General features: G+C 52.3%; 21 protein-coding genes. 10 read left to right on the top strand and 11 right to left on the bottom strand.

What is annotated here, in order from left to right:
• Together F3F93_RS10440 and purT are read left to right on the top strand one after the other, a co-directional pair.
• On the top strand, nucleotides 1-444 hold the full coding sequence (locus F3F93_RS10440; RefSeq protein WP_176959128.1) for a DUF1499 domain-containing protein: 444 nt from the start codon (nucleotides 1-3) through the stop codon (nucleotides 442-444).
• 88 nt (nucleotides 445-532) lie between these two features.
• Nucleotides 533-1,720 carry a formate-dependent phosphoribosylglycinamide formyltransferase gene (gene purT / locus F3F93_RS10445; RefSeq protein WP_176959129.1) on the top strand — a complete coding sequence of 396 codons (1,188 nt, stop codon included), beginning with the start codon at nucleotides 533-535 and terminating at the stop codon, nucleotides 1,718-1,720.
• Between the two features lie 116 nt (nucleotides 1,721-1,836).
• On the opposite strand, the gene F3F93_RS10450 is transcribed toward purT, so the two are convergent.
• From F3F93_RS10450 to clpS, 7 genes are all read right to left on the bottom strand, one after another.
• Nucleotides 1,837-2,745: a hypothetical protein gene (locus F3F93_RS10450; protein ID WP_176959130.1), complete on the bottom strand. Its 909-nt coding sequence runs from the start codon at nucleotides 2,743-2,745 to the stop codon at nucleotides 1,837-1,839.
• 139 nt (nucleotides 2,746-2,884) lie between these two features.
• The gene (locus F3F93_RS10455) at nucleotides 2,885-4,945 is read right to left on the bottom strand and encodes a diguanylate cyclase (RefSeq protein WP_176959131.1); all 2,061 of its coding nucleotides are present in this window, start codon (nucleotides 4,943-4,945) and stop codon (nucleotides 2,885-2,887) included.
• Nucleotides 4,946-5,235: 290 nt separating this feature from the next.
• Complete coding sequence (locus F3F93_RS10460) at nucleotides 5,236-6,855, bottom strand: SPOR domain-containing protein (protein ID WP_176959132.1); 1,620 nt, start codon at nucleotides 6,853-6,855, stop codon at nucleotides 5,236-5,238.
• Nucleotides 6,856-6,915: 60 nt separating this feature from the next.
• A complete protein-coding gene (locus F3F93_RS10465; RefSeq protein WP_176959133.1) occupies nucleotides 6,916-7,863 on the bottom strand; it encodes an SPOR domain-containing protein in 948 nt (315 codons plus the stop codon).
• Nucleotides 7,864-7,930: 67 nt separating this feature from the next.
• Nucleotides 7,931-8,530 (bottom strand): tRNA (N6-threonylcarbamoyladenosine(37)-N6)-methyltransferase TrmO, encoded by a 600-nt coding sequence (gene tsaA / locus F3F93_RS10470; protein WP_176959134.1) that lies wholly within the window; start codon nucleotides 8,528-8,530, stop codon nucleotides 7,931-7,933.
• Nucleotides 8,527-10,791 carry an ATP-dependent Clp protease ATP-binding subunit ClpA gene (gene clpA / locus F3F93_RS10475; RefSeq protein WP_176959135.1) on the bottom strand — a complete coding sequence of 755 codons (2,265 nt, stop codon included), beginning with the start codon at nucleotides 10,789-10,791 and terminating at the stop codon, nucleotides 8,527-8,529. Before clpA ends, tsaA begins: the two co-directional genes overlap by 4 nt.
• 161 nt (nucleotides 10,792-10,952) lie before the next feature.
• A complete protein-coding gene (clpS, locus tag F3F93_RS10480) occupies nucleotides 10,953-11,267 on the bottom strand; it encodes an ATP-dependent Clp protease adapter ClpS (RefSeq protein WP_347239247.1) in 315 nt (104 codons plus the stop codon).
• Between the two features lie 94 nt (nucleotides 11,268-11,361).
• On the opposite strand from clpS, the gene F3F93_RS10485 reads away from it, so the two are divergent.
• Both F3F93_RS10485 and F3F93_RS10490 read left to right on the top strand, forming a co-directional pair.
• Nucleotides 11,362-12,117, top strand: a complete 756-nt coding sequence (locus tag F3F93_RS10485) for an HAD-IA family hydrolase (RefSeq protein ID WP_176959137.1) — start codon at nucleotides 11,362-11,364, stop codon at nucleotides 12,115-12,117.
• Nucleotides 12,110-12,886: a TatD family hydrolase gene (locus F3F93_RS10490; RefSeq protein WP_176959138.1), complete on the top strand. Its 777-nt coding sequence runs from the start codon at nucleotides 12,110-12,112 to the stop codon at nucleotides 12,884-12,886. The genes F3F93_RS10485 and F3F93_RS10490 overlap by 8 nt, the downstream gene beginning before the upstream one ends.
• Nucleotides 12,887-13,106: 220 nt before the next feature.
• On the opposite strand, the gene F3F93_RS10495 is transcribed toward F3F93_RS10490, so the two are convergent.
• A complete protein-coding gene (locus F3F93_RS10495; RefSeq protein ID WP_176959139.1) occupies nucleotides 13,107-14,231 on the bottom strand; it encodes an RNA-guided endonuclease TnpB family protein in 1,125 nt (374 codons plus the stop codon).
• 431 nt (nucleotides 14,232-14,662) lie between these two features.
• Between F3F93_RS10495 and F3F93_RS10500 the strand changes: the two genes are divergently transcribed.
• On the top strand, nucleotides 14,663-15,148 hold the full coding sequence (locus F3F93_RS10500) for a cyclic nucleotide-binding domain-containing protein (RefSeq protein ID WP_176959140.1): 486 nt from the start codon (nucleotides 14,663-14,665) through the stop codon (nucleotides 15,146-15,148).
• Between the two features lie 7 nt (nucleotides 15,149-15,155).
• Here F3F93_RS10500 and F3F93_RS10505 read toward each other — a convergent pair whose 3' ends face one another.
• Together F3F93_RS10505 and recQ are read right to left on the bottom strand one after the other, a co-directional pair.
• A complete protein-coding gene (locus F3F93_RS10505) occupies nucleotides 15,156-16,934 on the bottom strand; it encodes a diguanylate cyclase (protein ID WP_176959141.1) in 1,779 nt (592 codons plus the stop codon).
• A gap of 125 nt (nucleotides 16,935-17,059) precedes the next feature.
• Entirely contained in the window at nucleotides 17,060-18,859 is a 1,800-nt protein-coding gene (recQ, locus tag F3F93_RS10510) for a DNA helicase RecQ (protein WP_176959142.1), read from the bottom strand.
• A gap of 65 nt (nucleotides 18,860-18,924) precedes the next feature.
• Here recQ and F3F93_RS10515 point away from each other — a divergent pair, with 65 nt between their 5' ends.
• The 5 genes from F3F93_RS10515 to F3F93_RS10535 all read left to right on the top strand — a co-directional run bounded on the left by F3F93_RS10515 (nucleotide 18,925) and on the right by F3F93_RS10535 (nucleotide 22,261).
• Nucleotides 18,925-19,533, top strand: coding sequence for a riboflavin synthase (locus F3F93_RS10515; protein WP_176959143.1), 609 nt, complete (start codon nucleotides 18,925-18,927; stop codon nucleotides 19,531-19,533).
• 82 nt (nucleotides 19,534-19,615) lie between these two features.
• Nucleotides 19,616-20,830 (top strand): bifunctional 3,4-dihydroxy-2-butanone-4-phosphate synthase/GTP cyclohydrolase II, encoded by a 1,215-nt coding sequence (locus F3F93_RS10520; RefSeq protein ID WP_176959144.1) that lies wholly within the window; start codon nucleotides 19,616-19,618, stop codon nucleotides 20,828-20,830.
• Nucleotides 20,827-21,306: a 6,7-dimethyl-8-ribityllumazine synthase gene (gene ribH, locus F3F93_RS10525; RefSeq protein WP_176959145.1), complete on the top strand. Its 480-nt coding sequence runs from the start codon at nucleotides 20,827-20,829 to the stop codon at nucleotides 21,304-21,306. The genes F3F93_RS10520 and ribH overlap by 4 nt, the downstream gene beginning before the upstream one ends.
• Entirely contained in the window at nucleotides 21,307-21,741 is a 435-nt protein-coding gene (gene nusB, locus F3F93_RS10530) for a transcription antitermination factor NusB (RefSeq protein WP_176959146.1), read from the top strand.
• A 22-nt stretch (nucleotides 21,742-21,763) separates the two neighbouring features.
• Nucleotides 21,764-22,261 (top strand): hypothetical protein, encoded by a 498-nt coding sequence (locus tag F3F93_RS10535; RefSeq protein WP_176959147.1) that lies wholly within the window; start codon nucleotides 21,764-21,766, stop codon nucleotides 22,259-22,261.
• A 22-nt stretch (nucleotides 22,262-22,283) separates the two neighbouring features.
• Here F3F93_RS10535 and F3F93_RS10540 read toward each other — a convergent pair whose 3' ends face one another.
• A complete protein-coding gene (locus F3F93_RS10540; RefSeq protein WP_176959148.1) occupies nucleotides 22,284-22,715 on the bottom strand; it encodes a hypothetical protein in 432 nt (143 codons plus the stop codon).
• Nucleotides 22,716-22,741: the final 26 nt, after the last annotated feature.

Genomic DNA, 22,741 nt, shown 5'->3' on the forward strand with positions numbered 1-22,741 from the left:
GTGAAAGGGATATTGATCGTTGTCGCAGTTTTGTTGCTGCTGGGGTTGGCCGCGTTTATCGTGATGGCGATGCAGTCACACAAAATACCAGAAAATATCGGCCTGCAGAATGGACTGCTGCATCCTTGTCCGCCTTCGCCTAACTGCGTCTGTAGTGAAGCACATGCTCAGGCTAGTGAGCAGCATGCCATTGCGCCGATTAAGCTTGATGATCGAGATTGGTCGCAGATGAGAAGCATCATCCTTGAGCACGGGGGGGTGATCCAGAAGGAGCGTGATTCCTATCTGCATGCCACCTTCACCACACCTGTTTTCCACTATGTTGATGATGTTGAGCTGCGTCTTGATGAGGTGAATGGCCTGATTCATATCCGCTCCGCTTCACGGGTCGGACGCTCCGATTTCGGGGTTAATCGCAAACGCGTCAATCAACTCAAACAATAACCCGGCACACCGTGTGGGTGACTCCAGACTGCAAGATGATAAACTACGTTCGATACACTACCTTTAATGATTCTCAGGGGTTCATGGCATGACTCAGATTCAAATTGGCACACCACTATCACCATCGGCAACAAAAGTGATGCTGCTCGGCTCAGGCGAGCTGGGAAAAGAGGTGGCCATTGAGCTGCAGCGGCTTGGTGTCGAAGTGATTGCCGTGGACAGTTATGCCAATGCACCTGCCATGCAGGTGGCGCACCGTGCACACGTGGTGAACATGCTTGATGGAGCGGCGCTGCGTAGTCTGATTGAAGCAGAGAAACCGAATCTGATTGTGCCGGAAGTGGAAGCGATAGCCACCGATACACTGGCTGAGCTTGAGGGTGAGGGGTTTCATGTGATCCCGACTGCTCGCGCCACGCAACTGACCATGAATCGTGAAGGTATCCGCAGACTTGCGGCAGAAACATTGGGACTGGCAACATCCCCGTACCAGTTTGCAGCAACACAGGAAGAGTTTGAGGTGGCTGTCGAAACCATTGGTGCGCCATGTGTTGTGAAACCGATCATGAGCTCATCGGGTAAAGGCCAGTCGGTGATCCGTGAGGCGGCTGACATCCAGAAGGCCTGGGACTATGCGCAAGAGGGGGGCAGGGCAGGTAAGGGTAAGGTGATTGTCGAAGGTTTCATCGATTTCGATTATGAGATTACCCTGCTCACCGTTCGTCATCGTGATGGCACATCCTTCTGCCTGCCGATCGGGCATCTGCAGGTCGATGGTGATTACCGCGAATCGTGGCAGCCACAGGCGATGAGCGATGCAGCCCTTAAGGCATCTCAACATATTGCTACAGAAGTCACTAATGCGCTGGGTGGTTATGGCCTGTTTGGTGTGGAGCTGTTTATCAAGGGTGATGAGGCGATCTTCAGTGAAGTCTCTCCACGTCCGCACGATACCGGTCTGGTGACACTGATCTCTCAGGATCTCTCCGAATTCGCACTGCACGCGCGTGCGATTCTCGGCCTGCCTGTTCCCAATATTCATCAGCATGGCCCCGCAGCCTCTTGTCCGGTGGTGGTGGAAGGTGATTCTACTCAGGTCGCTTTTGGTGGGCTTGAAGAGGCATTGGCAGCCCCTGACACGCAGATTCGGCTGTTTGGTAAACCTGAAGTGCACGGCAAACGCCGCATGGCAGTTGCGCTGGCTCGTGGGGCTACCGTTGAAGAGGCGCGTCAGAAAGCCGTGGCCGCAGCTAACAGCATCACGATCTCATTATGAGGCAGTGTGAACCACAAAGAGACAAAGGGCACAAAGTAAAAGGGTCATAAACAACCAACCGATTAGATAATTATTTTTTCTTTGTGCCTCTGTGTATTTGTGGTGAATAGCTTTTCTTAGCGGATAAACTGGATATCAAGCGTGCGCATATAGGTGTGCAGGCCTGCATCCTGAACAGGGAAGACAAAGGCATCCTGATCGGACTCATTGTGATGGGAGTGCCACCAGCCCGGCGGGGTGACAAAGACGGTGTTGGTCGCCCACATCGCTTTTACAGGGTCAATGATCTCACCGTTGGTATCCACCTTTTTACCGATCAGGGTGTAGGTGTCCGGTCCTGAAAAGACGGCCAGATCGAGCGCCACCGATTGATGGCGATGTGGTTTCTGCACCTCGCCCGCAGGCAGCAGGTTGAACAGCGACCACATGGTATGGGTCATGGTTTTGGTTCTGGCCGAGTCATGGTTGCCGAGGATGATACCGATACGGTTACGCTTCTCACGCAGGGCAGGTTCACGCAGCTTTTCAACGGCGTCACACATATACTCCTTCGAGTAAAAGGCAGGCTTAAACATCTGCTTTGCAGGGGTTACACCCATATACTGCAGCAGAGGGGCGTCATGACTCCAGTAGAGGGCGCTATCCTCATCAGCGTAGTGGGTGACACCCTCATTGTAGGGCAATGTAAAGGCATCGCCCTGTTTCCAGTGAATCGTGCCTTCTGCTGTTTCAGTGCGACCTGCACCGCGCAGAACAAAGTAGACCTCAGACGTTGAGGCTATGGATGTTGCAATCTTCTCATTGGCACAGATACGAATGTAACTGGCCAGAAGATTGGGGGCGGTGGCCAGATAGGGAGTCTCGAGTTCTCTGGAGAGATCCAATGCAATCACACGGGTGTCACCCTGCTCATGCAGGGAGGCGGGGAAGGGCTGAATCGGCACATCGTTCAGATCGGGTGTGGCTGCTGATGAGTACTCCCAACTGACCACCTGCTGTGCATACTGTTGATTCAAACTGCTCATGAGAGAGCCTCCTTGCCTGTTGCTTTTTCTAAGTTCGAAGGGTGACGCTGTTGCAGCCGGGTTTCAATGGCATTGTCTGTAAGGGATTAATAGATGGGGCAATCCGGCAAGTATTCGAGAGGCTTAGACCCCTCAATGCTTATTCAGGTTTTACACAGTCTCGGCTATAGATACGGTACTGCTGTTTGCCCGATGTTTTGGCCAGATACATGGCTGTATCAGCCATTTTAACCAGCTCATCAGCATTGCTGCTGTCATCCGGCCCGGTTGCGATACCTACGCTACAGCCCACATCACATGCAATGCCGGCAGCCATCGTGGGGGTGCTGAAACGTTTGAGTATCTTATCAGCTACCAGGATCATATCCTCAAAACGGTTTAGATTTTCAAGGATGATGACGAACTCATCACCGCCAACCCGTGCCACGGTATCAGCATCGCGAACCAGTTCGCTCAGTGTATCGGCAATGGCGCAGAGCAGGGCGTCACCGACATCATGGCCATGGTTGTCGTTGATGCCTTTGAAGCCGTCAATGTCGATAAACATCAGTCCAACCTTATGTTTATTACGACTGGCATGCGCCAGTGCATGCTCCAGACGGTCTGTGAACAGGGTTCGGTTCGGAAGCCCGGTTAAGGAGTCATGGTGAGCCAGATGAGAGAGACGCTGCTCAACATTTTTCTGCTCGGTGATGTCGCTAAACAGGCTGACGAAATTGGTGATCTCACCCTCTTTGTTGCGCACAACAGTAATGGAGAGTCTTTCCGGATAGATGCCGCCGGTTTTGCGCCGGTTCCATATTTCACCCTCCCACATGCCGTTTTGATGCAGCGAGTCCCACATCTTCTTGTAAAATTCCGGTGGCTGTTTTCCTGAAGAGAGGATACGTGGGTTCTTGCCGATCACCTCTTCTTTACTATAGCCGGTGATCTCACAGAAGGCCGGATTCACCAGTACGATATTGGCATGCTCATCACATATCAGGATGGCACTGGAGTCGCACTCCATCACCTTGGCGGCAAGACGCAGCTCTTTTTCGGCAAGTTTCTGTTCGCTGATGTCGCGTCCGGCATGTACAATCAGGTAAGCTTCACTGTCACCATGCTGCATCATGGTGACAGTCATCAGAACAGGAATCTCATGGCCATCTTTGTGATAAAATTGCCGTTCGATACTCTTGATTTCGCCAGCCCGGGATAGTCTTATTGTCTCCTCTTTTGTGAGCTCCATTTCGCCTTTAATCAGTGAATTCAAATCTTTGCCTTTAAGCTCGTCTGTTTCGTAGCCGAGTGTTGTCAGAACGCTTGGATTGGCGAATTCGATATGTTGCTGCAGATCGGTGACAAAGAGCATCTCACCCATAGAGCTCATGATGGTCTCAAAGTAGCCACGCGAAACTGTGGAGCTCTTGAGTGCATCGGTCATGCGGTTAAAGGACTCTCCGAGTCTGCCGATCTCGGTTTTACTGCGCATATCCACGCGGCTTTCCAGATTACCGCCAGCAATAGCCGATGCAGCTTCAGTAATCTTCTCAAGCGGAGTGAGAATCTGACGGCGGATAAACAGAGAGAGAAGCAGGCCAATGATAAATGCGACTGACAGTCCGAAAAAGATCGTATCACGCTGAGCTCGCTCGATGCGCTGCTGAGCATGGGCTATCGATGTAGTGATGCGCAATACGCCCCGTACATTCGATGCATCATAGCCGTGGCAACTCATGCACTCGTCGCCGGATTTGATCGGCAGCAGGAATGTCAGCGTCCCTTTCTCTTCATCAAGGTTGTTCTGCGGCTGGCCAGCGTAGGCTTTGGCAAAGGGGGCAGGGTCAATGTCACTGACTTTGCGGGCGGGGTGAAGCGGACGGCTAAACAGCTTACTCTCCAGATGGCTGTTAACTGCATTCAGCGTCTCTCCATCCAGAAATGCTTCCGAAAGATCCTTGCGAATCACCTGAGCGGTCAGCAGTTCAGGGCTTCTGGAGATACGATCCAGCCAGTCGACCGCATAGGAGGCGTTACCGGAAAGCATCAGGGTTTGCAGGCTGTTGGAGAGGCCGTTTGCCATGAATGAGGCGCGTTCAACCTCCTCCTGATAGATCGAAATTTTCTGTTTGTTGAATAGAAGAAATTGACTGGCAGCAAAGGTGATCAGCAGCACTACAGTCAGTGTCAGCTGGAATCGACTGTTCAGCCGGTTCAACCAGCTGATTCTGTTCGTGTTGGATCCACTCTTCTCCAGAGCCTTCTCCCTGATGGTCTGCTTTTGTTCTTCCCGTACTCTATTATCGGTTAAATCGTGCTGATCTTGAGCATCAATTTGCGTTGCTAACTTACACGGCAGACCGACGGTTATTGGCCAATATTTAATACAGGTTTCACCTCGACACTCTTGTTGCCATTGCTGTAGCCACTTACAAATCCGAAAATTGGGTCCAAAAAAGTAAATCGATAGAGCAGCGCGGTATGCTGGATGCTAATCACCACTGACCCTTACGGCATTTTGTGATGCCATGCATCGATATTGTGAAAATCTTTCAGGAATTTTTTATAGGCAATGGACTGATGCTCTTTTTCAAAGCCCTGCACAAGCACACGGAACCAGGTGCGGCCTTTGCTGGAGAAGCGGCCATATTCTGCTTTGATATCCTTCTCGCGCAGGTATTTTACTTCGCTAACGGCCGATTTCTCACTGCTCAGGGATTGCAGATTAACCGTCCACCCCTTGATTTCTTTCAGGTCAACTTCGTATGGAGCCAGCTTTTTGATTTCCGGTTTTGCTTCCACCACTGCTGCTTTGACAGGTAGAGGCTCAACACTCTCTTCGGTTTTGGTGGCTGCTTCAGGAGCAGGTGGAACGACCAACGCGGTTGATTGAGGTGCCGCAGCGGTGCCGGGTTTTACGTCGCCCTGTTCCAGTTCACTTTGCCACTGTTGGGTACTCTTGCTGGCGATCACCTGGGTCAGATCATTGAGCTGCTGTTGCAGTGTTTCAACCTGCCGGGTTAAGCCGGTGATAGCTTCAGCCTGTTCCTGCTCCATATTGGACAGGCGTTTTTCGATCTTTTTCGGTTCGCCTTGCAGAGCAGTGACTTCACCTGAACTGTCCATTGCCAGCCAGACTGCGACAGCTGCAATCAGCAGCGCCACAAGCCCCATGCTCATGGAGATACTGTCGGCCATATTAAGGCTGAACCCTTTTTTTGTTTCTGTTGCTTTACTATTGGACATCTCTGGCTCCACCTCATCTGCTTTTGTCTCGCTGTTGTAGGCGCCATAGCCGGAGCTTGCCGGCTCGCGCTTCAAGTCATCAAAGTCATCTCGCTTATCGAGTTCGTCGGGTGAACGGATGATGGTCGGTGCCGCATCAAGCTCCTGCAGAGAGAGGTCCAGATCCTCAAGATCTTCATCAAGAAAATCAGAGAGGTCACCATCATCGAAGGATGAGGCGGGAAGATCGAGTTCATCTCTCTCCTCATCACGGTTGCGACGGTCAAATACAGCGGCCAGCGCATCTTCAGGGTCGGTAACTTCAGCAGCGTCTGTCTCCACACGAGGCTTTCCTACAGGCGCCTCATCAGCAGGGGGCTCATCAGCAGGAGTCTCATCAGCAGGAGTCTCATCTGCAGGAGTCTCATCTGCAGGAGTCTCATCTGCAGGAGTCTCATCTGCAGGAGTCTCATCTGCAGGAGTCTCATCTGCAGGGGGCTCATCTGCAGGGGGCTCATCTGCAGGGGGCTCATCAGCAGGGGGCTCATCAGCAGGGGGCTCATCAGCAGGGGGCTCATCAGCAGGGGGCTCATCAGCAGGGGGCTCATCAGCAGGGGGCTCATCAGCAGGGGGCTCATCAGCGGGAGTCTCATCTGCAGGAGCTTCATCAGCAGGAGTCTCATCTGCAGGGATCTCTTCTACTGCGTTATCATCAGGCAGGTCATCAAGATCGAGGTCATCGAGGTCATCGAGATCCTCCAGCTCATCAAGGTCTTCGAGCTCACTGATATGGGGCTCTTCAGGATCATCAAGTGAAATATCCAGATCATACAACTCATCGGCCGGAATAATCGATTCGTTACCCGAGTCGTTATGTCGTCTGTCGTCTATTTGATCTGCCATGCATGCCTCCATGCGTTTGATATGGGGTTGAGCCGGCTACCATGAGCTGACGGGAGTGGGTCAGGGTTTATAAACCCAAGCATCTTTGATGCCATACTCGGCAGCCAGTTTTGCCTTATAGGTTGCTGCCTCCTCCTTGCTGGCAAAGCCGCTGACGCGAACGCGGTATTTCAGTACACTGTTGATATAGAAGCTGGCTGTTTCAGCGGGAATGCCAAGGCTGTTGAAACGATTCTTCTCTTTTGTGGCCGCCTGCTTGTCATCCACTGAGAGCAGGTTAACCGCCCAGCCGCTGCTTGCGATCGGGGCCGGAAGCTGTGTATCTGTCGTTTTTTTGACTGCTGTTACGGCAGGCGTTGCAACCGCCTTTGTCCGTTTGGCATCGATCTGTTTAATCTGCATCTGTTGGGAGTTCCCCATAAGTTCCTGTGCCACCTCAACGGCGCGCAGACGGCGCTCCAGCTGCTGTTTCAACTCAAGATATTGCGCCTCACTGGTGCGCGCCTGCTGTTCATAGGTTGCCAGCTCTTGATCGGTAACCGAGGCCACCGGAGTCGAGGTGGTAAGGTTGAGAATAATAGCAACCGATGAGAGCAGGATGGCCAGAAGGGCGAGGATGGTAGTCCACTGGATTTCGTGCACCTCCCCCTCATCGCTTTCGGGCATGGTCACTGCTGCGCTTTCACCGGCCGCATAGGAGGGGGATAGGATATCTTCATGGTGGTGCGGCGCTACTGGCGCATCGTTCATTTCGCCAAAGAGATCCGGCTCCCGATCTGCGGCAACAATGGGCTCTTTGCGTGATGTATCGACCGGGTCAGTGAAATCCGCATCATCATACCTGTTGTCAAATGGCAGTTCATCGCTCTCCGGCCCGGAATCGATATCACTACTCTCCCAGGGCAGATCAGTGGCCACTGGTGCTGGCTGTATGACCGGGTCACTGTTCTCCAGCTCATCAAGATTATTGAGATTGAACGCTTTACCGTTTTCTGTGTTGTCTGCCATTACCGGAACCTCGCCATTAGTCTTGCTCAGAAGCTAACCAGAACTATGCAGGATCGCGACTCAGAATTCAGCTGCCGGTATTGATCGACTCCTTCATCTCAGCTACACCCGTCTCTTCAACCCAGCCACTGCTGGCCTGGGGGAAAGCATCGGCGTAGGGGAGGTAGGGTTTGATATCCAGTACAGGGGTGCCATCAAGCATGTCATGGCCTTTAATGTGCAGGGTGCGCCCATCAATACCGGTCAGGCGTACGGCCGAGAGGCCGATGCTGTTGGGGCGGTGGGGGGCTCGGGTGGCAAACAGACCGCGTTTTACTTTCGGGCCACGCGGCGGCGTGACCAGAGGATTCCAGCCCTGATTCAGGTGCATCCAGTAGATCACCCAGATGTGTGAGAAACCATCAAGATCCCTGACGGCCTGATCGAGATTGAGTCCGGCGTTGAGTTCAATCGAGGCCTCCTGAGCATCATCAAGAGAGGGCTGGCGCGGTACGGCAAAACGTTCGCGATAGCTGCTGTGTACGACACCGATCGGTTGCATGGTGATCTCCAGCTCAGCATTGTCACTGTGCGAGAACTCATCGGTATAACTTTTTGCAGGTGTGCCTTTTGCAGGTTTACGTCCCCACCTCTGCTCAGGCGGGTCACCGGGTTTCTTATGACTCATGCAGAGGCTGTCTCAGGTTGCTGCATCACCAGTTTATCATTCTCGCAATCAATCACGGCCAGCCCACCCTTCTGCAGGGCGCCAAAGAGAATGGCATCAGCCAGGGGTTTCTTGATATGCTCCTGAATCAGGCGAGCCATCGGGCGTGCTCCCATCAGCGGATCATGACCATGTTTTGCCAGCCAGCGCTTGGCACTCTCACTCACCTCAAGTTCAACCTTGCGCTCCTGCAGCTGAGCCTCAAGCTCAATCAGCAGCTTGTCGACGACGTGCAGGATGATCTCTTCAGAGAGTGCGGCAAAGCCGATAGTGGCATCCAGGCGGTTGCGGAACTCAGGGGTAAAGATGCGTTTGATCGCCTCATCCTCTTTACCCTGAGGCGACTGCACAGGATTAAAGCCGATGCCATTTTTCTGCATCTCAAATGCACCGGCATTACTGGTCATGATCAGCACGACATGCCGGAAATCTGCCTTGCGGCCATTGTTGTCGGTCAGGGTGCCGTGATCCATCACCTGCAGCAGCAGATTAAACAGATCGGGATGGGCTTTCTCGATCTCATCAAGCAGCAGTACGGCATGCGGATTTTTGCTGATCGCCTCGGTAAGCAGGCCTCCCTGATCAAAACCGACATAACCCGGAGGGGCACCGATCAGGCGAGATACGGTGTGAGACTCCATATACTCGGACATATCGAAGCGGATCAGTTCCACACCCATAATGCGTGCAAGCTGACGTGCCACCTCGGTCTTGCCAACGCCGGTAGGGCCGGTAAAGAGGAAGGAGCCGATCGGTTTCTCAGGGTGGGAGAGACCGGCACGTGAAAGTTTGATGCTCGATGCCAGCATATCAATCGCTCTGTTCTGACCGAACACAGAGAGCTTGAGGTCGCGATCCAGATGCGCCAGTTGTTTCTTGTCAGAGGCGGAGACCTGCTGATGCGGAATGCGGGCAATCGATGCGATCATCGATTCGATATCATGCACATTGATCTGTTTACGCCGTTTCTCTTCAGGCCGTACACGCATCGCTGCGCCAGCCTCATCAAGCACATCGATGGCCGAATCGGGCAGATGCCGTTCAGAAAGATGACGCTTTGCCAGTTTGGCGGCCTGCTCGATGGCAGTCTGGCTGTAGCGCACACCGTGATGCGCTTCAAGACCGGCCTTCAGCCCTTTAAGAATCTCGATGGTCTCTTCAATCGTTGGTTCAGGAATATCGATCTTCTGGAAACGACGTGCCAGTGCACGATCTTTCTCAAACAGGTTGCGGAACTCCTGATAGGTGGTGGCACCAATGCAGCGCAGTTCACCATTGGCCAGTGCCGGTTTAAGCAGATTGGAGGCATCCATAGTGCCGCCACTGGCCGCACCGGCACCGATAATGGTGTGGATCTCATCGATAAAGAGCACAGCCTGATCTTCACGCTCAAGTGCATGCAGTACTGCTTTCAGTCGCTCTTCGAAATCGCCACGGTATTTGGTGCCGGCGAGCAGCGCGCCCATATCCAGTGCGTAGATGGTGGCTTTGGCAATCACATCGGATGTTTCGCCAGATTCAATTCTAAGTGCCAGCCCTTCGGCAATCGCAGTTTTACCCACGCCCGCTTCACCGACCAGCAGGGGGTTGTTTTTGCGGCGGCGGCAGAGAATCTGCACGCAACGACCAAGCTCAATATCGCGCCCGATCAGCGGATCAATCTTTCCTTCACGTGCGCGGGCTGAAAGATTGATACAGTAGCGCTGTAGCGGTGATGCATTGCTATCACTCTTTTCGTGCTCAATGGCCGGTGTTTCCCGGCCAGCTTCATGCTGCTCACTGGTCTCATCACTGTAGGCACCATGGGCCATGAAGCTGACAACATCCAGACGGGTGATGCCCAGGCGGCTGAGGAAGTGGACAGCGTGTGAATCTTTTTCGGAGAAGATAGCTACCAGTACATGGCCGCCGGTCACCTCGCGTTTGCCCGATGCCTGTACATGCATCACGGCACGCTGAATCACCCGCTGCAGGCCGATGCTGGCAGTGGTTTCACCTGCATCGTCCGGCAAAATGGCGATATGATCCGCGATGAAGGTGGCGAGATCATGACGCAGCTTCTCTATATCAGCACGGCAACCGAGCAGTACGCCCAGCGCATTGGGATTATCCAGCAGACCCAGCAGCAGATGTTCAATGGTGACAAATTCGTTTCTGCGAACATGTGCATTATGGAATGTTTCGTTCAGTGTCTCTTCGAGTTCTTCGCTCAGTATTCCCATGGTCACATCCTTGATCCATTTCGCGTGATCAGTTTATCGATCCATTTGTCAGCATCGTTGAGTTGTCAGCCTCTGCTGTTGCTGCATCTCTTATTTGCAATATCGGTGCCAATTTCATCTACTATAGTCGAATCAGCCATGTCGCTGATTACATTTGGCGCCTACTGGTCCGGTTCCCGCTCCATCATACAGCGCAGCGGATGACCTCCGGCACGGCAGGCAGTTTCAACCTGATGGATTTTGGTTTCGGCGATATCTCTGGTAAACACACCACAAATTGCACGCCCCTGCAGGTGAATCTGCATCATCAGACTGTTTGCCGCCTCTTCCGATTTATGGAAGTAACGGATCAGAATATCAACCACAAATTCCATCGGGGTAAAATCATCATTGAGCATAACCACACGATACATAGGGGGACGTTGCAGTTGAGGTTCGGCAACATCTGCCTCAGTCTTAGGGATAATTTCCGGCATCTGGATCTCGCTCATGGCAGCGATGTTAGCGGACTGGGAAATTCTTCCAAGAGATATACTGCACTCTGGTATAGACTAAAAAGGAGATATGAAGATGGCAGAGCTAAAATGCATCCTGTGGGATGTGGATGGAACACTGGCTGACACCGAGCGTGATGGACATCGTGTGGCCTTTAATATGGCCTTTGATGAGGCGGGGCACGAACGCGAGTGGGATGTGCCGACCTATGGTGAGCTGCTGGCCGTGACCGGCGGCAAAGAGCGTATCAAATTTGATATTGAGCGCGGCGATATGTGCGAGATGCCTTATGAGGAGATTGCCGGGCTGCATGCACGCAAAACTGCGCATTACGAAACACTTATTGCCGAAGGGCGTATTCCACTGCGTCCGGGCGTGCGTCGTCTGCTTGAAGAGGCCTATGCCGCGGGTATCACCCTCGGTGTGGCGACAACCACCACACCATCAGCACTGGATGCGCTGATTGAACACTCTCTTGGTAAAGAGTGGTTTGACCGTTTTGCCGTACTTGCCGCAGGGGATATTGTGCCTGCCAAAAAGCCTGCACCGGATATCTACACCTACGCCATGGAACAGCTCGGCGTGAATCCTGAGAATACACTGGCGCTGGAAGATTCCGAGAACGGCTGGAAAGCGGCCCATGCTGCTGGCCTGAAGTGTGTGGTGACGGTGAATGATTATACCCGCGACCATGATTTTACCGGTGCTGATCTGGTGGTTTCCGAGCTGGGCGAGCCCGATGGCGAGGCTGTGAATGTGCTGCAGGATCTGCATACCCTTGATGTGCACCATGTTAAACTGAGCCATCTTAAAGCGATCATGCATGACTGATTTGCTCCGCCTTTTCGACAGCCACTGCCACGTCGATTTCTCACATTTTGATGAGGATCGCGATGCCATGTTTGAACGCATGGCGGCAGAGGGTGTTGAGGGGTGTGTGGTTGTCGGCGTCGATTTTGATCATATCGACACCCTCAAGGTGCTGGCTGAAGCGCGGGAGAATGTCTGGTTCAGTGTCGGTATTCACCCCAACCATGAGGTGGAGTTAGAACCGACGGTTGAGCAGTTGTGCCAACTGGCTGATCACCCGCGCTGCGTGGCCATCGGCGAGACCGGTATGGATTTTTTCCGTCATCATGTTGATCCGGCGCTGCAGGAGTCCCGCTTTCGCACCCATATCCGCGCCGCAAAGCTGCTCAATAAACCTGTGATTGTGCATAACCGTGATGCTGATGCCGATACCATGCGTATTCTGCGTGAGGAGAATATCTCCGAATGCGGTGGCATCATGCACTGTTTTTCAGCCGATCAGGCAACGGCTGATGCTGCTGTTGAGCTGGGTATGTCGATCTCATTCTCTGGTAATGTCACCTTCAAACGTAATGATGAGCTAAGGGGTGTGGCGGCCAGTGTGCCAGCTGATCTTCTGCTGGTGGAGACCGACTCCCCCTATCTGGCTCCGATGCCATTTCGTGGCAAACGCAATGAACCGGCCTATGTAAAACATGTCGCTGCATGCATCGCCGACGTGCGCGGTGTCTCGCTTGCTGAACTTGCAGCGCAAACCACCCGTAACACCAGAGCTCTCTTCTCTATCTAATAACCTGTTTGGGGAAACTTAAAACCCAGATGCTGCATGCACAATCTCAGCCCGTTGAATCCGGCATTCTGGATCTGAGTCGCTACAGCAATCATTGATTGTACGCTTGATGCATGATTCCCGCATGGGCGGGGATATGGCAGCTGTTATAGCCGCTGCAGTTGTGACCGATAGATAGTGAACTACCGCCAGCTAAAGCAGGCGGCTTCCTGAAACACGCTTAGGCCTGATGCCTTACGTTATGTTTCAGAGGCTCATACCGAGCCTTTGCGAGAATGTTTCTCGCGGCATTTACATCACGTTGCAGTTTAAGCCCGCAATTCGGACATTTGTGCCAGCGAACTGAAAGCTTCTTATGCACCCTTGCTCCGCATTCGGAACAATCTTGCGATGTGTGTTTTGGATCAACATCTACAAACACAGATCCAGCCTCTTCCGCTTTTGATCTGAGTATCCCCAAAAACTGGTTCCAACCAGCGTCCGAGATCGATCTGCTTAACCTACTGTTCCTAACCATGCTTTTGATGTTCAGGCTTTCAGCAGCGATATACGCATATCGTTGAACAAGTTTACTTGCTTCTTTGTGGTGAAAATCTCGCCGTTGATTGGCGACTTTCCTGTGAACTTTTTGCAACTGGTGAACCGCTTTCCTGCGATTGCTACCACCCTTCTTTTTGCGGGAAACACTGCGACCAGTAACGCGAAGTTTTTTCAATGATTGCTTCAGATATGTTGGATTTGAAACATGTTGGCCATCATCGGTTGAAAGGAAATGCTCGATACCAACGTCAATTGCAACGGTTGTTTGTTCGGCTCTCGGTTCTGGTGCATCACCAACGTCACACGACGCAATCACATACCAGTGATCCGCCTCCTGCTTGATCGAAAGCGTCTTGATTTCACCTTGCCATGGCCGGTGCAGCTTCACTTTGACCATGCCGATATTCTGTAGGCGCAGTTTTCCGGAATCAAAAAGTCGGCAGCCATCACCGACCGCAGGATAAGTCCAACTGGTGAATCGGCCATAGCCTTTGAATCGCGGATAGCCCGGCTTTTCGCCTGATTTCACTCTGCGAAAGAAGTTTTCAAACGACCGTTGAAGCCTGCGCATCGTTGCCTGGGCACTGGAGAAATTCAGTTGTGCATAATAACCGTTGGATGATCTTTCTGCCTTAAACCATGCTGACTGTTCTGTGTATTTGATTGATTTCTGGCTTGTTTCGTAAGCATCTTTTCGCTGACCAAGACATTCATTGTAAAGACGGCGATGTGTCTCAAGCATGATCTCAAGTTCACGCTTCTGATTTACGTTCGGATAAATACGATATTTGAATGCCTTGCGCATAGTGTACGAACGTACACCACAGGCCATAAAAAGCAAGCCAATTCCTCTGCCAGCTAAAGCAGGCAGTCCCCTTGGCTAATTATTTATGGTATGAAAATAGATCGCAAAACATCACCCGATAGACCGGCAGCGCAATGTCGAATCTGCATGGTCGTGGCCACTGTTTTTGTTTTTGCTCATATCATTATTCACGAAATTCAAACAAGTTTTAATCATAGTTCGCTGTAGATTGATCATCTGATCTGGCGCTGGAAAGAGATACCACCTATGCATTCGAATTTGATGAGCATTAGACAGTTCGACACATTAAAAATGCACTTCGAACTCAAAACAGATCAGGTTTTGAAGTGATGCAGGTCAGTGTTTGCCACTTGCAGAACTGTATGTTGCACATCACATTTGCAGTTGGGATAAAATATCGAGGTTGATGCATGAAGGCCGTTACTCAGCAGGAAGAGATGGAGAGGATCGAAGAGATCATCGAGATGATGGGCGCAATTCCTCTGTTTGATAAAATTGCATCCACGCAGCTCAGGATCATTGCAGAGCATATGGAGATTGTTCATCTGCATGCCAGAGGTGTGCTCTTCTCTGAAGGGCACAATAGCGATTACATGTGTTTTGTTGTTGATGGCACGCTTGAGGTGTTGAAACAGTCGGACAACGGCAGAAGGGTCAAGGTCTCAACCCTCTCACGTGGTCGCAGTATTGGTGAAATGGCGCTGCTCGATACCTTTCCCCGCTCAGCCACTGTGATTGCCGAGACTGAGTGCACACTGCTTACCATCTCCCGGGACAGCTTTGATAAGATTCTTGATCGCCATCCTCGTGCCGGTATCTCATTCCTGAAAAGCATTGCCCGCGTCTTAAGTCTGCATCTGCGTCGGGCTTCAGGGCAGTTGGCCGACGCCTCTTAGGCAACAATCAGCCCTGTTGCGTCTCTGGCAGCGGCTTTGAGATGACCCTGTTTCTTCCTTCCTCCTTGGCCTGATAAAGGCCGCTATCTGCACATCTCATCATATCAAGAACCGGCACATTCTTTTGCGAGATAGTTTTTGTGCAGATGCCTGCACTGATGGTGAGAGGGATGGGGGTGCCTTCAAAAGCGATCGTCAGTGCTTCGACTGCTCCTCTAAGTCGTTCAGCCAGCATGCCCGCCATAGAGGGGGTGGCATCGATAAGAAGAATGGCAAACTCTTCTCCGCCAACGCGGCCAATAATATCTGTCTGCCTTGAAGTCATGGCGAGGGCCTTGGAGAGCTCGCGCAGCACATGGTCGCCAGCTGCATGTCCGTGCGAGTCATTCACCTCTTTAAAGTGATCAATATCGAGCATCACCATGGCAATAGGGTGCTGATGTCGAATCGAGATGTTGATCAGCTGCTGCGCCTGATTAAGAAAGTGGCGGCGGTTATAAAGCCCGGTCAGTGCATCGGTGGTGGCCAGTACCTCCAGCTGCTCATTGGCCAGCTTAAGTTCGGCGGTTCGCTCCTTCACCTGCAGCTCCAGCTCTTTTTTGTGAAGTCCCTGCATACGAATAATCTGCTTTTGTGCCTGTATCCGCTTTTTGCGTTCGCCGTTCATTCGCTCCCCCAGTGCCATCGAGAAGAGCACGACCTGCAGCAGCGTTGTCCAGGCAAGAATGTCATCGCTAAGAAATGTGCGCGGAATAATGCCGAATTTGGCTAACAGTACGGCTAGCAGAAAGATGAGGAACTGAGCCCAAGCGAGGGTGAAGTAGGTGTTGGCGCTGCCGTCTCTGTTCCACTTTTTCAAGCCACTGTAGAGGCCAATAATCAATGGCACCAATAGCAGCAGCAGTGCGGCCCGAACCGAGTCATGATAGGCGATCAGTGTGGAGAGGAGCAGCAGCAGGATGAAGGCCCCGATAACTATGAGTAGCAACCGTCCGGTTATTGATCCCTTCTTTTTCTGCAGGCCGAGAAAGCGGTAGATAAATGCCGAGAGGAAGATGCCGGAGAGTGCTGTAAAGATAGCGATGTGGTGTTGCTGGAAATGCGTGAATGGCTGCCAGAGGTATTTGTAGCCAAGGCCGTTGAGTCCCGCCAGCAGAAGACCTGCCGAGAGCACATAGAGCACAAAAAAGAGGTGGCTTGCTGCCTTGGTTCTGAAATAGACAAAAAGATTAAACACCATCATGAAGATCAGGACGCCGAAGTAGAGGCCCTGAATGATCAGCTTCTGCTCTTCAATATAGTGATGATAGTAGTCGTAGTCGTAGAGTGACAGGGGTACCTGCACGGAGCCTTCGCTAGAGACGCGGATATATAGTGTTAGTGGTTCATTGGCTGCAACTGTCACAGGAAAGACAAAGCTCAGGTGTTCATGTGGTCGCTGTGAAAAGGCTTTTCTATCCCCGGTCTCAACGGCCTCAAGCAACTTATCGGATGAGTATTTGTAGAGTGTTACCTGATCAAGGAGAGGGTTATTAATAACCAGGGATAGTCTGGCTGCGGCATGGTTCTGATTGATTAACGTGATGCGGAACCAGTAAGCCGACTGACTGAAGCCGAAGTTCGGATTACTTTTTCTTGATATTAACCACTGTAGCGAGGATTCCGTATCTCGAATCTCATTGATGGTGAGTTGACCGGACTTGTCTTCAAGGTGCTCGACAACGGAATTGAGCTCATAAATCTGGGTGGTGCTGTTGACATGCAACGGAGCTGCCTGAGCAGGCATGCATAGCGCTGTAACCCCTAGCATCAGCAGGCAAAAAAATCGAATAGAGAACATCCATATCATCACCATATTAGTTTAGCACAGATGCAGTGGAACTTCTTTGAGTAAAGCAGTTTTCAGCTGAATTATTGGCGAATTGTGTTCAGGAAGGCTGCGCCGTAGCGCTCCAGTTTGGTTTGACCAACACCGGAGACCTCCAGCAGCTGAGAGGAGGTGTGTGGCCTGATGAGTGCCATCTCGGTGAGTGTTCTGTCCGGGAAGATGACATAGGGCGGCACATTGTGCGCTTTGGCCAGTTCTGCACGCAGGCTTCGCAGCTGCTCGAAGAGCTGTTGATCACTGGCTGAGAGATCGGCTGCAGCAGCTGGTATTTTTCTCTTTTTGGTTGTTGCCTTGTGCAGGGCCCGCAACATCACCGTTTGCGGGGTTTCACTCTTTTTAAGCAGCGGCCACGCTTTCTGTGTGAGTTTCAAGACACCATAACCCTCTGTGTCGGTGGCCAGGTAGCCGTGGGCGATGAGCTGACGGAAGATGCCGCGCCACTCGATGGCGGTGTGTTCATGGCCGATATCAAAGGTGGAGAGTTTATCGTGATTGTTGTTTTCGATGCGCTCGTTGCTTTTGCCGATTAACACATCAATCACATATTGAGCTCCGAAGCGTTCGCCTGTGCGGTAGACACAGGAGAGTGCCTTCTGGGTGGCCGTGGTGGCATCCCATGTCTCTGGCGGATTAAGACAGTTATCACAGTTGCCGCACGGTTGATCAACGCTTTCACCAAAGTAGGCAAGCAGGGCGATTCGGCGGCAGCTGGTCAGCTCGCACAGTCCCAGCATGGCATCGGTTTTCTGATGCATCACCCGTTTGAATCGCTCTTCGGCATCACTCTGCTCGGTGAACAGGCGCAGACCCACCACATCTTTAAGGCCATAACTCATCCAGGCATCGGCCGGGTTACCATCACGGCCTGCGCGACCTGTCTCCTGATAATAGGCCTCAATATTTTTCGGCAGATTCATGTGCGCCACAAAGCGCACGTCGGGTTTATCAATGCCCATACCAAAGGCGATGGTGGCGACAATGATCAGGCCATCTTCACGCAAAAAGCGCTGCTGGTTGTGCTGCCTGAGCTCCTGAGTTAATCCGGCGTGGTAGGGGAGTGCTGTGCGCCCTTTGCTGCTTAACCAGGCGGCGGTGGCCTCTACCCCCTTACGGCTCTGGCAATAGACAATGCCGGCATTGCCGGCGTGGTTCTCACTGATAAATGACCAGAGCGCATCACGACTGTTTCCCGATTCACTGATCGCATAGTGGATATTGGGGCGATCAAAGCTGTTCACAAAAACAGCGGCACGCTCCAGAGCCAGCTGATCGATAATCTCACTGCGTGTGCGGGCATCAGCTGTGGCGGTTAATGCGATACGCGGCACATCCGGAAAGCGCTCATGCAGCATCGAGAGCTGCTGATACTCCCTGCGGAAATCGTGCCCCCATTGCGATACACAGTGCGCCTCATCAATGGCGAAGAGGGCGATCCTGGTTGTTTGCAGCAGCGATAGCGTGGCTGGATTGAGTAGTCGCTCGGGTGCCATGTAGAGAAGTTTGAGTGTTCCTGATGTCAATTGCGCTTCAATGATACGTTGCTCAGAAGCCGACAGGGTGGAGTTGAGAAATGCTGCAGGAACGTCCAGCTGGTTCATCGCATCCACCTGATCCTGCATCAGGGCAATCAGCGGTGAGATGACAATGCCGCAACCCTCACGGATCAGGGCAGGGATCTGGTAACAGATCGATTTACCACCGCCTGTTGGCATCAATGTCAGCACATCTTTGCCATCAATCAGGGCAGCAATAATATCGCTCTGATGGTGGCGGAAACTATCGTAACCGAAGGTTGATTTGAGGATGTCCCGGGCTCGCTGCATAACCGCCGATTATCCACAATTGCCGATTCGATGGAAACGGTGGTAAAAAACGCTAAGATGCGCCGATGTTCACAGGAATTATTCAGGACGTTGGCACTGTCGTAAGCATCCAGCGTGAACCTGAACAGACCCATATGGTTTTCAAAACAGCACTGGCAATGGATAACTGGCAACTGGGAGATTCGGTTGCCTGCAATGGCTGCTGCCTGACCATTACTGCATTTCCACAGTCCGATGCTTTTGCCGCGACGCTGTCACTGGAGACGTTGAATCTGACGCTCTTCTCTGCTGCATGTGAGGGTGATGCCATCAATCTGGAGCCAGCCTTACGTATGGGTGATGCACTCGGTGGCCATATGGTGACCGGCCATGTTGATGGTTTGGGTCTGGTGAAAGCAGTGAAAGCTGTAGGTGAGCATCGTGAGTTTACCTTCACGCTCCCTGAATCACTGGCTCGCTATGTCGTGGTCAAAGGGTCAGTGGCGATCAATGGTGTCAGCCTGACTGTGAATCGGGTGATCGGTTGCGACTTTACCGTCAACCTGATTCCCCATACCTTGTCGCACACCAATCTGGGCATACTGAATGCCGGTGCACAGGTAAATATCGAAACCGATATGTATGGCCGTTATGTTGAGCGGCTGATGCAGTTTTCTACGGGAGAGTCTGAATGAAGCGTTCAGTGCTACCCTGTGGCCTATGGACGGGCCGCCAAATCGTGAACGGTAGTGCGCGGTTTGTATCAAAGGAGAGATCATGAGTTTGGCAACAACAGAAGAGCTGCTGGAAGAGCTGCGCGCAGGCCGCATGATCATCCTCGCCGATGATGAAGATCGCGAGAATGAGGGCGATCTGGTGATGGCGGCGGAGTGGGTGACACCTGAAGCGATCAATTTCATGGCCACCCACGGGCGCGGTCTGATCTGTCTGGCGCTGACAGGGGAGCAGACGGATCGCTTGCAGCTGCCGCTGATGGTATCCAATACCAACTCCAAGTTTAAAACCAATTTTACCATCTCTATTGAAGCGGCTGAAGGTGTGACTACCGGCATCTCAGCCTATGACCGCGCCCATACGATCCGTACCGCTATTGCAGATGGCGCACGCGCTGAGGATATCCATACGCCGGGCCATGTTTTTCCGCTGGTGGGTCGTGATGGCGGACTGCTGGTGCGTGCCGGCCATACCGAAGCGAGTATTGATCTGGCGCGTATGGCAGGGCTGAAGCCGGCCGGTGTGATCTGTGAGATCATGAATGAAGACGGCACCATGTCGCGCATGCCGGAGCTGAAAAAGTTTGCTAAAAAGCACAACCTGAAAGTCGGTTCGATTGCTGATGTGATCAGCCACCGTCTGCAGCACGATTCGCTGGTCAGGCGCGAGGTTGAGGTGCGTATGCCCACTGAGTTTGGTGAGTTCCGCCTGATCGGCTACACCAATGCGGTGGACAAAGCTGAACATGTGGCGCTGGTGATGGGTGAGCCTGATGCCGAGCGAGCCTGTCTGGTGCGTGTCCATTCAGAGTGCCTGACCGGTGATGTGTTCGGGTCTCGACGTTGCGATTGCGGTTCACAGCTGCATGCGGCGATGCGGCAGGTGGCTGCGGCTGGTGAAGGGGTGATCCTCTATCTCAGGCAGGAGGGGCGGGGCATCGGCCTGCTCAATAAGCTTAAGGCCTATAACCTGCAGGATGCCGGTCACGACACCGTTTCAGCCAATGAGAAACTCGGTTTTAAAGCTGATCTGCGCGATTACGGCATAGGCGCGCAGATTCTGCGCGATCTGGGGCTGCGTAAGTTGAATCTGCTGACCAATAACCCCAAAAAGATCATTGCGCTGGATGGTTACGGGCTTGAGGTGGTCGAGCGCGTGCAGCTGCAGAGCAATCCCCATGAAGATAATATCGCATATCTGACCACGAAGAAGGAGAAGATGGGCCATATGTTGAATGTAAAAGGTGAAAAGTCATGAGTTTGGATGCACCCCATCTGGCGGGCAATGTCGATGCTACAGGCCTGAATGTAGGTATCGTCGTCAGCCGTTTTAACAATGAGATTACCGAAGCACTGCTCTCTGGTGCTGTCTCGGCACTGCTTGAACATGGCAGTAGCGAAGAGAATATGACCATCATCCATGTGCCCGGTGCATTTGAGATCGGTACGATTGCTGCCAAAATGGCTGACAGCGGTCGCTTTGACGCGATCATCTGTCTGGGCTGTGTCATTCGTGGTGATACCGCCCATTTTGATTATGTCTGTCAGGGTGCAATGGACGCCATTGGAAAAGTGGCGCAGCGTGGCGATGTTGGTGTCGGCAATGGTGTGTTGACTGTAGATAGCAACGAACAGGCTTATGAACGCATCGGTGGTGCGCATGGGCATAAAGGGGAAGAGGCTGCATTGACCGCTGTTGAGGTTGTCAGGCAGTTGCAGTCTCTGGAGGTTTAATTGGCAAATCGTCATATGGCGCGTGAATCGGCGCTGGAAACACTCTATGCATGGGCTTCTGCAGAAAAGGATGGTGGCATGATCCCCGATCTGATCGCCAGCCGTCTGCAGCATGAAGAGCGCGATGATCAGGATGAAAATTACCTGCGTGAACTGGTTTATGGTGTCACCGATCATGTCGATGCACTTGATGAGGTGATTACAACTGCTGTGCGTGGCAGAAGTCTGCGCTCGGTTGCCCAGCTTGAGATCAATGTGATTCGTCTGGCTGTCTGGGAGATGCAGAATCGTCTGGAGATCCCATATCGTGTGATTATCAATGAGGCGCTGGAGTTGACCCGCGACTATGCCGGAGAGTCACCGCGTGGGTTTATCAACGGTGTGCTGGATAATCTCGCCAAACAGCTGCGCCCTGCAGAGATTGGAAAGAAGTAATTCGCAAACAGGCTCGACTGCAATGACTGAACATACACTGCCACATTCAGTGATATCCAAGGCGATCAGCAAAGCCGAACTATCGGTGAAAATGCAGCGTGATTCTCTTCTTAAGGAGTATGCTAAAGAGGTTCAGGCCAGGAAATTTTTATGCCGCAAAAAGAAGTATATCATGAATGTGGGGCTGGTTTGGCGCATTCTGCATTTTCTCAACGGTGACAGAACCAGTAAAATCAGGAAGACCGAGCTGGCCGACTCAGAGGCGCTGGCGGCCGAGAATCAGGCGCTTGCCGGTTGTGTGAACACCTCAACGCTGGAGTCTAATACAGACATAGCCCGGCAGTTGAGAAAAGAGATATGTGAAAAACTGGATGCCAGGCAGTTGAGTTTGAATGCGACGCAGATGCAGTTTGTCAGAGAGTTCAATCCGGGCGCGTTTGACTCCAGGCTTCAGAAGGCCGCAGCTGCTGCACATTCAGATACAAATACAGATGATGGTGGTGCAGTGCGGCAGCAGTAGCGCTACCGGCTTATGAATTCTCTTACTGGGCTGCTCGTCTTGCCGTGGTTCGCCGCTCCTGAGCTCTTCTGTCAGTATCGTTGCGGCGGTCTGATTCGGCGCGCCGCTCTCTCTCTTCCGCAGACTCTTCCACTGACACTTCAGCCTGTTTGAGCTGCAGCTGTTCGGTTCTTATCAGATGCGCATCCCACGGCTCTTCAGAAGAGGTGACAGCCTGAGTTGCAGCTGTGGCTGCCACTGCATGGGGCGCTGCTTTGGGGGCAGCCCTGGCAGGTTGTCGGAATTTTTTCGCATGATCCGGGCCGAAATGATCGTGTTTCGGATCATAGCTGGCGCTGTGGTCAACAGCATCAGGATCATATGTTTTAGCTTCTGCCGCACGCCACAGTATCAGCCCGACAACGAGTACAATGGCAGTTAGCAGCATCAGTATGACAGTGTCAGTAGCAATCATGAGTCCCTCCCTTGTAAACGATATGT

The organism is Mariprofundus sp. KV (assembly GCF_013387475.1).
Classification (GTDB): domain Bacteria; phylum Pseudomonadota; class Zetaproteobacteria; order Mariprofundales; family Mariprofundaceae; genus Mariprofundus.

What these genes read in the sequence shown, in the direction of transcription:
- purT (WP_176959129.1), top strand. Translation starts at nt 533, where the DNA reads ATGACTCAGATTCAAATTGGCACACCACTATCACCATCGGCAACAAAA.
- F3F93_RS10450 (WP_176959130.1), bottom strand. Translation starts at nt 2,745, where the DNA reads ATGAGCAGTTTGAATCAACAGTATGCACAGCAGGTGGTCAGTTGGGAG.
- F3F93_RS10460 (WP_176959132.1), bottom strand. Translation starts at nt 6,855, where the DNA reads ATGGCAGATCAAATAGACGACAGACGACATAACGACTCGGGTAACGAA.
- F3F93_RS10465 (WP_176959133.1), bottom strand. Translation starts at nt 7,863, where the DNA reads ATGGCAGACAACACAGAAAACGGTAAAGCGTTCAATCTCAATAATCTT.
- tsaA (WP_176959134.1), bottom strand. Translation starts at nt 8,530, where the DNA reads ATGAGTCATAAGAAACCCGGTGACCCGCCTGAGCAGAGGTGGGGACGT.
- clpA (WP_176959135.1), bottom strand. Translation starts at nt 10,791, where the DNA reads ATGGGAATACTGAGCGAAGAACTCGAAGAGACACTGAACGAAACATTC.
- clpS (WP_347239247.1), bottom strand. Translation starts at nt 11,267, where the DNA reads ATGCCGGAAATTATCCCTAAGACTGAGGCAGATGTTGCCGAACCTCAA.
- F3F93_RS10485 (WP_176959137.1), top strand. Translation starts at nt 11,362, where the DNA reads ATGGCAGAGCTAAAATGCATCCTGTGGGATGTGGATGGAACACTGGCT.
- F3F93_RS10490 (WP_176959138.1), top strand. Translation starts at nt 12,110, where the DNA reads ATGACTGATTTGCTCCGCCTTTTCGACAGCCACTGCCACGTCGATTTC.
- F3F93_RS10495 (WP_176959139.1), bottom strand. Translation starts at nt 14,231, where the DNA reads ATGCGCAAGGCATTCAAATATCGTATTTATCCGAACGTAAATCAGAAG.
- F3F93_RS10500 (WP_176959140.1), top strand. Translation starts at nt 14,663, where the DNA reads ATGAAGGCCGTTACTCAGCAGGAAGAGATGGAGAGGATCGAAGAGATC.
- F3F93_RS10505 (WP_176959141.1), bottom strand. Translation starts at nt 16,934, where the DNA reads ATGCCTGCTCAGGCAGCTCCGTTGCATGTCAACAGCACCACCCAGATT.
- recQ (WP_176959142.1), bottom strand. Translation starts at nt 18,859, where the DNA reads ATGCAGCGAGCCCGGGACATCCTCAAATCAACCTTCGGTTACGATAGT.
- F3F93_RS10515 (WP_176959143.1), top strand. Translation starts at nt 18,925, where the DNA reads ATGTTCACAGGAATTATTCAGGACGTTGGCACTGTCGTAAGCATCCAG.
- F3F93_RS10520 (WP_176959144.1), top strand. Translation starts at nt 19,616, where the DNA reads ATGAGTTTGGCAACAACAGAAGAGCTGCTGGAAGAGCTGCGCGCAGGC.
- ribH (WP_176959145.1), top strand. Translation starts at nt 20,827, where the DNA reads ATGAGTTTGGATGCACCCCATCTGGCGGGCAATGTCGATGCTACAGGC.
- F3F93_RS10535 (WP_176959147.1), top strand. Translation starts at nt 21,764, where the DNA reads ATGACTGAACATACACTGCCACATTCAGTGATATCCAAGGCGATCAGC.
- F3F93_RS10540 (WP_176959148.1), bottom strand. Translation starts at nt 22,715, where the DNA reads ATGATTGCTACTGACACTGTCATACTGATGCTGCTAACTGCCATTGTA.